Source organism: Vibrio sp. OPT18, from assembly GCF_015163615.1.
Taxonomy (GTDB): domain Bacteria; phylum Pseudomonadota; class Gammaproteobacteria; order Enterobacterales; family Vibrionaceae; genus Vibrio; species Vibrio coralliirubri.
Genome location: NZ_JADDYK010000003.1, coordinates 1 through 3095 on the forward strand (window position 1 = coordinate 1; position 3095 = coordinate 3095).

At 30.6% G+C, this 3095-nt stretch carries 4 protein-coding genes; 1 reads left to right on the forward strand and 3 read right to left on the reverse strand.

Features of this window, described 5'->3' with window-relative positions; translation table 11 throughout:
• Window positions 1-102: 102 nt before the first annotated feature.
• A complete protein-coding gene (locus IQQ51_RS00020; protein ID WP_193840001.1) occupies window positions 103-1329 on the forward strand; it encodes a hypothetical protein in 1227 nt (408 codons plus the stop codon).
• Between the two features lie 74 nt (window positions 1330-1403).
• Here the strand turns inward: IQQ51_RS00020 and IQQ51_RS00025 are convergent, their stop codons facing one another.
• From IQQ51_RS00025 to IQQ51_RS26520, 3 genes are all read right to left on the reverse strand, one after another.
• On the reverse strand, window positions 1404-1733 hold the full coding sequence (locus IQQ51_RS00025; protein ID WP_193840002.1) for a hypothetical protein: 330 nt from the start codon (window positions 1731-1733) through the stop codon (window positions 1404-1406).
• Between the two features lie 15 nt (window positions 1734-1748).
• Window positions 1749-2234, reverse strand: coding sequence for a replication/maintenance protein RepL (locus IQQ51_RS00030; RefSeq protein ID WP_193840003.1), 486 nt, complete (start codon window positions 2232-2234; stop codon window positions 1749-1751).
• Between the two features lie 633 nt (window positions 2235-2867).
• The coding region (locus IQQ51_RS26520) for a hypothetical protein (RefSeq protein ID WP_228012621.1) at window positions 2868-3095 on the reverse strand (228 nt) is incomplete at its 5' end.

Consider the following 3095-nt stretch of genomic DNA (forward strand, 5'->3'; position numbering starts at 1 on the left):
TGTTTTAGTGAGCTAAAACACCTTGAAACAAGTTTCAAAATATTCAAGCCTTGCAAGACCTTAAAAATATGTTAAATAATTAATAACTGGAGATTATTAATTATGAGTAAAAAACATTATGTAGCAAATAATACGAAATATTATAAACATTCAAATAGATCTGAAATTGATCACGTTATTCGTGCAATGAAAAAAAATGAAAATGCTTTTTCTGAATTAACAAAAAATAATTTTGGATTTACTTTTGATAATGAAACTTTAAACTTAAAACAAAATTACGAATTAAAACTTTCTGAAGCAAAAAATCAAAATCCAAGTGCGATACAAAAAAATTCAAATACGTTTATAGATTCTGTTTTAGTGTTCGATCACGAATTAATGCACGAAATTTTAAAAGATGAAAATGGACAAGGACGAATTAAACAATCAATAAAAAACTATATGCAAGACTTTAAAAATGAATATGGCTTTGAACCTGTCGGTTTTCAATTTCACGTAGATGAGGGAACTTTTTATAATCAAAAAGATTTTGATAAAATTGAAGATGAAGATTTTAAAAAGTTATTAGTTAAAACTAAAAATGATGAAACTGGCGAGGATGGATATTTAAAGCAAAACTTTCACGCTCAAGCTATTTTCTTAAATTTTAACAAAGAAACTGGTAAAAGTTGTTTAAGAAATATGAGAAAACAAGACTGGAGAGACTGTCAGGACTTGCTACACAAGCATTTTAAAGAGTATGGGTTTGATAGGGGAGAACCTAAACAAACTGCTGAAAAAGACCATAAAAACAAAGATGATTATGTAAAGAATTTGAAAAAGCAAATTGAAAAACTTGAAGAAAGTGAAAGAGATTTGATTTTGAAAGTTAGGGAGAAAGGCGTTGAATTGCTTGATATTTATGATGAAATGGATGGGATCGCTGAGGATTCTATTCGTTTTAATGAAGTTAGAGATAAGATTGTAGATTCTGTAAAAAGCCTTATTGAAGCTCCTGGGGTCTACAATTTCTTTAAAAGAAGTTCTGAGCAAATTAAAAAAGCAAATATAAATGTCTTTAAAAAATTAGATGATTTAAAGAATTTTATTCTAAATAAGTTTGAAATTACTGACGAGGATCTTGGAATAAATCAAAAAAATGATTTAAAACTTGAAAAACCAAAAAAAGAAATTGAAGAGCCAAAAGAAAAAATTAATCTTCTTTCTGAAGATTCTGATATTGAGGAATTAAGGAAGGAGGCGAATGAAATAAATAAAAAAGCGGAAGAAAAGGCGAAAATAACAAAATCCCAAGCTAACTATGCTCGTAGAAAGAGAAAAGGACCTTAATGAAGCTCGAAAAAAAAGAAGAATGTTTTTTTATTCTTCTTTTTTTTGAGTAACAAATCTTTGATTTGTAGCTTTTAATTAAGGGATTTGTATTTGTCCAAAATTGTTTGTATGCCGTGAATTTCTTCATATTTTTTACATTCTTTTTCTGCTATATCGAACTTATATTTTAAATTATGATAATCTAAAATTGGATTTTCAAAAACATAATAATCAATATCATTTAAGATTTCTAAATCAAGTGGTGGGTAAGCACATCCTTTTAAAAAATTTGATATTTCTTTCCATTCTTTTTTTATCTCTATGGTCATAATTACTTCTAATGACCACTTTCTAACATGCTCAATATTATCATTTTCTTTATCAGCTATTGCAGCAATATATTGATTTATAACTATACTCATTATTTATTTTCCTCTTTATTTTACTATTCTTGGTATGTGGTCTTTTTTTGCTTGCTCTGATTTAGTGACATAAACAGCACATGAGAAACTTGCAAACTTTCTGTTTTCTGCTGAGTTCTGCCAAACAATATTTGAGTTTAAACAGTAAATATTGCTATTTCCTGACTTCATAATATCCAAGAATTTTTTTTCTTTAAGGTGCGTAATTGCGTTGTATATCGTCATTCTTGACTTGCCAAACTCTTCGATTAAAGCGTCATAACTCACGATCAAACGGTTGTTTTTATCCATATATTCGACCATCCACATAAAGATATTGCCCGCCAGAGGCTTTTCTCTTAAAAGCTCTTTTACTGCTGAATATCCGCCTCTTACAAACTGGATAAACTCTGGATTTCTAAGAAAAATCTCTCCATCGTCATCGACTGGACATTTAACGTGATTACCATTTTCATCTTCAACCGTTGTCCATTTTTGCTTTCGTTTTTCTGCCTTGCTCATTTTTTCTCCTTGGTTATACATAGGCGTATAATCTGTTATACATTCCATATAAGTTTATTTACCATCTATAAAAAACTTGTCAATACGGAATGTATAAAAAAATGAGTGAAATCTTTCTATTATACATAGACGTACAAATAAAAAGCCTTATTAATCAACAACTTAAAAAGCAAGCTATACTTATACTATACATATTAAGTTGTTGATTAATAAGGCTTTTTCCACTATTTTTAAGATTTTGCTATACGTTAATGTATAATTTCTTTATTATACATAGAAAACCTATAAGTAACTGATTTATAAGGATTTTCATCAATTTCTCCTCTATTATCTTGATTAATAGCTAACTAACGAGTGAAACGAGGCTCTTAAAAAGCTCCTCCGCTACGCTTCGGGTGCTCATTTTTGAAAAAGAACGGTGGAGCTGTTCTTATTCAAAAATCGAGCTTCAGTTTTTGATCTCAGTTGGCTGTCAATGCTTCGCTTGACTCTCGAAAATAACCAACGCTTTAAGCTACTGGTGATTGTTCTCACGATTTTTTAAGAAATGAGTTTTTCAAATTGTGAAATTTGAGAAATGAGATTATTAAAAAAGAGCTTTGGCCTAATCGGCCAGTGTTGCACCTATCGGTGCTATTCTGGTAGGGCCAGGGCTTTTGCTATTGCTCTTTCAGAAAAGCAGCCATAGGCTGCCATAGGCTCTTGATTTTGATTTTGTGAAGCTCCGTAGGTGCTGAGAATGACCGTAGGGAATGGATGACCGTAGGGAATGGGTTTGGGGTATCCCCAATCGTCGAAGACCTCACACACTCCGTAGGGGTGTTTTAGTGAGCTAAAACACCTTGAAACAAGTTTCAAAAT

What these genes read in the sequence shown, in the direction of transcription:
- IQQ51_RS00025 (WP_193840002.1), bottom strand. Translation starts at nt 1,733, where the DNA reads ATGAGTATAGTTATAAATCAATATATTGCTGCAATAGCTGATAAAGAA.
- IQQ51_RS00030 (WP_193840003.1), bottom strand. Translation starts at nt 2,234, where the DNA reads ATGAGCAAGGCAGAAAAACGAAAGCAAAAATGGACAACGGTTGAAGAT.
- IQQ51_RS00020 (WP_193840001.1), top strand. Translation starts at nt 103, where the DNA reads ATGAGTAAAAAACATTATGTAGCAAATAATACGAAATATTATAAACAT.